This window comes from Georgenia thermotolerans (assembly GCF_009193185.1).
GTDB classification, from domain to species: domain Bacteria; phylum Actinomycetota; class Actinomycetes; order Actinomycetales; family Actinomycetaceae; genus Georgenia; species Georgenia thermotolerans.
Genome location: NZ_VUKF01000034.1, coordinates 45,599 through 51,955, shown reverse-complemented (window position 1 = coordinate 51,955; position 6,357 = coordinate 45,599). Strand labels below are relative to the sequence as shown.

The following is a 6,357-nucleotide window of genomic DNA, read 5'->3' as shown; positions in this document are numbered from 1 at the left end:
GGGCCGGACGCGGGCGCACCTCCAGCACGCTGGCGCCGACGGCCAGCCGCGCGCCGGCGGGCACGGTGCGCCAGCGGCGCCCCAGCCGGCGCGCCGGGCGAAGCCGGCCCGGCGGGCGCCACCGGGTCCCGTTGGCCGAGCCGGCGTCCCGGACCTGCACCCCGCCGCGGCGGGTGCGGGCCTGCAGGTGGCGACGGGACACGGAGGGATCCGTCAGGGTCCCGCCGCCGCGCCCGATGGTCGTCGCGTCCGGTCCCAGCGGCAGGCACCACCCGGTGTCCGGGCCCCCGACGACGGCGAGGTGCCACGCGGCGCGCAGCGTCGCCGTGGCGAGACCCTCCCGGCCCGCCGCGTCACCGTCGCCACCGCGGGCATCGCTGCGCACACCGGCCAGCGTGCCGGACCCGCGCCGGGCCGTGCCGCGGCCCTGTGGACACGCCGGACGCCCGGGCGTGGACGTGTCCGCAGCGCCGGGCGCCCGGGCGTGGGCCTACTCCGCCGCCAGCGCGGCCACCGGCGGGGTGCGGACGGCCGAGCGGGCCGGCAGCACCGAGGCGAGTAGCCCGGCCAGCGCCGCGACGGCGCCGACGCCGAGGAGGGAGAGCCACGGGACCGCCAGGACCACGTCGCCGGTGCCGCCGAGGATCACCGCGGTGCCGGCCCAGCCGTACACCAGCCCGAGCAGGGCGCCGAGCAGCGCCCCGACGCCGGCGATGAGCAACCCCTCGGTGGCCAGCACGCCGCGCAGCTGGCCGCGGGTCAGACCGGTGGCGCGCAGCAGGGCGTGCTCGCGGCGTCGCTCGATCACCGACAGCGACAAGGTGTTGGCCACGCCGATGAGCGCGATGACCACCGCCACGCCGAGCAGCCCGACGACGATCGCCAGGAGCGTGTCGATGATCTGCTCGTACTGCTGGCGCTCGGCGGCGGCGCCCACGACGTGCGGCACCGGGTCGGCCGCTGTCGTCGCGGCGGCCAGGGCGTCCTGGACCGCGACCACCGTGGCCGCCGCGTCGCCGCCGTCCAGCCGCGCCCACACGCCGTTGACCGGCGGGGCCAGCCCCGCGCGGGTCAGCGTCGGGGGCTCCACGACGGCCAGGTAGCCGCCGTCGGCGATCACCCGCGCGGTGAGCGGTTCGCCCGTGGCGGGGCCCCCGGCGCCGGCCAGGTCACCTGCGGCGGGCTCGGTCGCGGCCGGGTCGCCCGCGGCGGGCTCGGTCGCGGCCGGGTCGCCGGCGCCCGCAGGCGGCTCGGCGGACAGGGTGACCGGCTCCCCGTCGGCGACGTCGAGCTGGTCCGCGAGGTGCTCGCCGAGAAGGATCACGCCGTCCCCGAGCGCGGCGAAGGCCGCGGGGTCGCGCACGACGGTCGCGGCGTCGTCCGCCCCCATCGCGACGACGGAGGCGTCGGTGAGCATCGCTCCCGAGGCCAGCCACGCCCTGGCGATGTGCGCGGGGACCGCCTCGGCCACGCCGGACGTGGCCGCGACCGCCTCCAGCTGCACCGCGGAGAGGGTGACGTCGGGGCCCTCGCCGGCCACGACCGCCACGTCCACCGGGAACTGCGCGGTGAGCGCGGCGCCGAGGCTGGCCCGGGCCCCGGCCGCGCCGGTGCTCATCATGGTCACCAGGGCCACGCCGATGAGCAGCGCCGACGCCGTCGCCGAGGTCCGCCGGGGGTTGCGGGTCGCGTTGACGGTGGCGAGGCGCACGGTGGGCCGCCAGGGCCGGGGCGTCAGGGCCGCCAGGGCGTGGCCGAGGGCGCGCAGCGCCCGCGGGACGAGGAACACCGCGCCCACCATGACCCCGGCGAAGGAGAGGATGCCGCCGAGCACGCCGACGAGCAGCGCCGGCCCGATCGTCGACACCTCGTCGAGCCCGGGGAGGTGGGGCACCGCGACGCCGGCGCCGAGCAGGACCGCGCCCACCGTGGTCAGCGCCACGGCCGTCCACAGCCGCCCGCGCCCCCCGCGGCGCACCGTCGGCGCGGCGGCCGGGCGCAGCGCCGCCAGCGGCCGCACCCGGGTGGCCGAACGGGCCGGGGCGAGCGCCGCCAGCACCGTGACCACCGTGCCGGTCAGGAGCGGGACCGCGACGACGGCGGGGGTCACCGTGATCGTGGGGGCGACCTCCAGGCCGAGGTCGGCCCGCTGCAGCACCCACAGGGCCCCCTGCCCCAGCGCCAGCCCGGCCACGAGGCCGACCACGCTGGCCACCACGCCCAGGGCGAGTGCCTCGAGCAGCACGGAGCGGTGCACCTGGCCGGTCGTGGCGCCCACGCAGCGCAGCAGCGCGAGGAAGCGGGTGCGCTGGGCGACGAGGACCTGGAAGGTGTTGGCGATGACCAGGCCCGCGACGAACATCGCCACCGCGGCGAAGCCGAGCACGAGGTAGGTCAGGGTCTGCGTGTCGCCGGTGAGCATGCGGGTCTGCTCCTCGGCCTCCTGCTGGGCGGTGCGCACCACGGGGCCGAGCGCGGCGATCTCCTGCGCCACGGTCTCCGGGTCCGCGTCGGTGGCGACGAGCACCCGGTCGTAGCCCGCCGTGTCGTCGGGGGCCCGCCAGCGCTCGAGGTTCGCCCGGCTCACCACCGCCGCGGACCCGGAGGCGGCGATCGCGGGCGGGTCGGCGAGGACGGCGCTGAGGACGAGGTCGGCGCCGGCGGTGGTCCAGGTCCCGCCGCCCTCGGCGGCCGGGTCGGAGGTGAAGACGTCCCACTCCGCCCGCACCGTGTCGCCCACCGCCACGCCGAGCCGCTCGGCGCTGGCCGCGGTGACCGCGACCTCGGTGTCGGTGGTGGGCATGTGGCCCTCGACGACCGTGAACGGGTCGAGCCGCGCCGTCGACGCCGTCGCGGTGAGCAGCGCGGCGTCCTGCCGGCCCGCCGCCCGCAGCTGCCCGAAAAGCTCGGTGACGCCGTCGGCGGCGGCGACGCCGTCGAGCGCGGCGATCGACGCGACGGTCTCCGGGGTCAGCGGCCCGTCCGCCGGGCGCACCACCACGTCGGCGTCGCCCAAGGAGGCGGTCACCGTGCGGTAGGTCGTGTCGCGGATGAGGGCCCCCGCCAGCAGGGTGGCGGCGACGAACGCCGTGCCGACCACGATGGCGACGCCGGCGGCGGCGAGCCGGCCGGCCGACCGGCGCATCTGCGCCAGGGTCAGGCGGAGCATCAGGCCACCCCGTCCAGGGTGCGCAGGGCGTCGAGCCCGGTGAGGACCGCCTCGGGGGTGGGGTCGGAGATCTCCCCGGCGATGCGCCCGTCGGCGATGAGCACCACCCGGTCGGCGTAGGCGGCGGCGCCGGCGTCGTGGGTGACCATGACGACCGTCTGGCCGAGCTCACGGACGCTGGTGCGCAGCAGGGAGAGCACCTCCGTCCCGGCCCGGGAGTCCAGGTTGCCCGTCGGCTCGTCGGCGAAGACCACGTCGGGGCGGGTGATGAGGGCGCGGGCGATGGCCACGCGCTGCTGCTGGCCGCCGGAGAGCTCGGCGGGCCGGTGGCCCAGCCGCTCGCCCAGGCCCAGCGTGGTCACCAGCGTCTCCAGCCAGGTCCGGTCGGGCTCGGTGCCCGCCAGCTCGCAGGGCAGGGTGATGTTCTGCTCGGCCGTGTACATCGGCAGCAGGTTGAAGGACTGGAAGACGAAGCCGACGCGCTCGCGGCGCAGCAGCGTCAGGGCCCGGTCGTCCAGGGCGGTCAGCTCGGTCGCGCCGAGGAAGACCTGCCCGGCGCTGGCCTCGTCCAGCCCGGCGAGCAGGTGCATGAGGGTGGACTTGCCCGAGCCGGAGGGGCCCATGATCGCGGTGAACCGGCCGGCCGCGAAGGCGACGTCGACGCCGTCGAGGGCGTGGACGGCGACGTCACCGGTGCCGTAGGTCTTGCGCAGCCCGACGGCGCGCACGGCGGCGCGGCCCTCGGCGGGGGCGGGTGGGGTCGGGGTCGTCATGGGGAAGCTCCTGGGTGGTGCGGGACGGCGCGGCCGGGGCGCGCGCCGTCGCCGGAGACGTGCCGGCCCACCCGACGTTACGGACGCCGGGTGGTGGCGTCGTCGGCCCAGGGACGGCCCCGGGGTCATCCCGTGGGGGGACACCGCCGCACGGCGGGCCGGGGAGGGGCACCGGGGTGCGGCTCTCACCCGACCGGGATGAGTTTCCCGGCGAGGGGCGGGGCGCAGCATGTGAGGACCCGGCAGAGGGGATCGCCAGCATGAGGGTGCGACCGGCCGCGCTCAACCGGGCCATCGCCTGGCTGTTCATCGTCGGAGCGGCGTGCTTCGCGCTGGGGGCGATGCCGGCCTACGCCGGCGCCGTGGGCACGGCGGCCGACTCCGTGACCTTCTTCGTCGGCTCGATCTTCTTCACCTCCGCCTCGTTCGCCCAGCTGCTCCAGGCGCAGACGCCGGCGATGACCGACGTCGACCTCACCAGCGAGCACGTGGCGCGGCCGCTGCGGTTCCGGGCCTGGCGGCCGCACGACCCGGGCTGGCTCGGCGCTGTCACCCAGTTCCTGGGGACCCTCTACTTCAACGTCAGCACCTTCGCCTCCCTCGCGCACAACGCCACCGTCGCCGAGGAGGACCGGCGCGTCTGGCGCCCGGACTTCGTGGGGTCGACGCTCTTCCTCGTGGCGAGCGGCTTCGCCATCTACGCCGTCAGCGCCCGGTTCCTGGGCGCCCGACCCGCTCTCGCGCCGCGGGGCATCGCGTGGCTGAACATGATCGGGTCCGTCTTCTTCATGGCGTCGGCGATCGCGAGCTACGTGCTGCCCAGCACGGCCGAGGACCTCGGCCCGAAGGTCTCCGGCGTCGGGACCCTGCTGGGAGCGCTGTGCTTCCTGGCCGGCGCGAGCCTCATGTTCACCGCCTGGCGGTCCGCCGTGCAGTCGCGGCAGCGCGCTGATTTCGCCGGCCCGCGGACCGACCCCGGGTGACACGTCACGGGATGGGGCATCACGCCGCCTCGCCCTCAACCGAAGGAGATGTCCATGAGCGTCCTGCCCCGCGCCGCCGACGCGGCCCTGTTCGGCAACCGCTTCGCCATCGAGGAGGTGCCCACCAAGGAGTTTCCCGTCGACGGCATGACCGCCGTGGACGCCATGCGGCTCGTCTCCGAGGACCTGGCGCTGGAGGGCGACCCGGCGCGCAACCTCGCGACCTTCGTGACCACGTGGATGGAGCCGGAGGCGCAGCGCGTCATCGCCGAGAACCTGCACCGGAACTTCATCGACCACGCCGAGTACCCGCGGACGGCGGAGATCGAGCAGCGCTGCATCCGCATGCTCGCCGACCTGTTCCACGCGCCCGGGGACACGACCGGCGCGCGCACCCAGGGCTCGTCCGAGGCGATCATGCTCGGCGCGCTGTCGCTGAAGTGGCGGTGGCGGAAGGCCCGCGAGGCCGCCGGGGGCTCGACGTCGAGCCCGAACCTGGTGTTCGGCGGCGACGTCCACGTCGTGTGGGAGAAGTTCTGCCGCTACTTCGACGTCGAGCCGCGGATCGTGCCGCTGCGGCCGGGGAAATACACGATCGGTCCCGAGGACGTCGCCCCGCACGTCGACGAGAACACGATCGGCGTGGCGGCCGTCCTCGGCACGACCTTCACCGGGCACAAGGACGACATCGTGGGCATCAACGACCTGCTCGTGCGCCTCAAGGGCGAGCGCGGCCTCGACGTCCCCCTGCACGTCGACGCCGCGAGCGGTGGCTTCGTCTGGCCGTTCCTCTACCCCGACACCCCCTGGGACTTCCGCCTCGAGCAGGTGCACTCCATCAACGTCTCCGGTCACAAGTTCGGGCTCGTCTATCCCGGCATCGGGTGGCTGATCTTCCGCGACCGGGCCGCCCTGGCGCCCGAGCTCGTGTTCGAGGAGAACTACCTCGGCAAGACCGACGCGACGTTCACGCTGAACTTCTCCACGGGTTCGGCGATGGTCCTGGCCCAGTACTACAACTTCGTGCGCTACGGCCGGGCCGGCTACGCCTACATCATGCGCAACATGCAGACCAACGCGCGGGTCCTGGCGGAGAAGCTGCAGGCCATGGGCCGCTTCGAGCTCATCGGCGCCGACGAGGAGCAGCTGCCGCTGGTGGCGTTCCGGCTCACGGGGGACCAGCCCTACGACGAGTTCGACATCGCCTGGCAGCTCGCGGCCGAGCGGGGCTGGATGGTCCCGGCCTACACCCTCCCGCCGGACGCGCAGGACGTGACGATCATGCGGGCGCTGGTCAAGCAGACCCTGAGCCGTGAGCACGTCGACACCCTGGCGCGTGACCTCGAGGAGGCGTGCGCGACCCTGGCCAAGAAGGGCGGCGCCCACGAGTCCGAGCGCCGGAAGATCGTCACCGGCAGCGGCCACTGAGCGC

Annotated in this window: 5 protein-coding genes; 2 read left to right on the top strand and 3 right to left on the bottom strand. The window is 75.7% G+C overall.

All coding sequences use genetic code 11. The features are described from left to right. From GD970_RS15420 to GD970_RS15410, 3 genes are all read right to left on the bottom strand, one after another. Positions 1-385 (bottom strand): FHA domain-containing protein (locus GD970_RS15420; RefSeq protein WP_152203787.1); only part of this gene is annotated, 385 nt, incomplete at its 3' end. Positions 386-490: 105 nt separating this feature from the next. Then, positions 491-3,169 (bottom strand): ABC transporter permease, encoded by a 2,679-nt coding sequence (locus tag GD970_RS15415; RefSeq protein WP_170297272.1) that lies wholly within the window; start codon positions 3,167-3,169, stop codon positions 491-493. Further along, on the bottom strand, positions 3,169-3,942 hold the full coding sequence (locus GD970_RS15410) for an ABC transporter ATP-binding protein (protein ID WP_152203786.1): 774 nt from the start codon (positions 3,940-3,942) through the stop codon (positions 3,169-3,171). Before GD970_RS15410 ends, GD970_RS15415 begins: the two co-directional genes overlap by 1 nt. Positions 3,943-4,202: 260 nt before the next feature. On the opposite strand from GD970_RS15410, the gene GD970_RS15405 reads away from it, so the two are divergent. Further along, positions 4,203-4,925: a hypothetical protein gene (locus tag GD970_RS15405; protein WP_152203785.1), complete on the top strand. Its 723-nt coding sequence runs from the start codon at positions 4,203-4,205 to the stop codon at positions 4,923-4,925. Between the two features lie 54 nt (positions 4,926-4,979). Continuing rightward, a complete protein-coding gene (locus GD970_RS15400; RefSeq protein WP_226925378.1) occupies positions 4,980-6,353 on the top strand; it encodes a glutamate decarboxylase in 1,374 nt (457 codons plus the stop codon). The last annotated feature ends 4 nt before the right edge of the window (positions 6,354-6,357 follow it).

Coding starts and splice junctions, on each gene's coding strand:
- GD970_RS15415 (WP_170297272.1), bottom strand. CDS start 3,169: ATGCTCCGCCTGACCCTGGCGCAGATGCGCCGGTCGGCCGGCCGGCTC.
- GD970_RS15410 (WP_152203786.1), bottom strand. CDS start 3,942: ATGACGACCCCGACCCCACCCGCCCCCGCCGAGGGCCGCGCCGCCGTG.
- GD970_RS15405 (WP_152203785.1), top strand. CDS start 4,203: ATGAGGGTGCGACCGGCCGCGCTCAACCGGGCCATCGCCTGGCTGTTC.
- GD970_RS15400 (WP_226925378.1), top strand. CDS start 4,980: ATGAGCGTCCTGCCCCGCGCCGCCGACGCGGCCCTGTTCGGCAACCGC.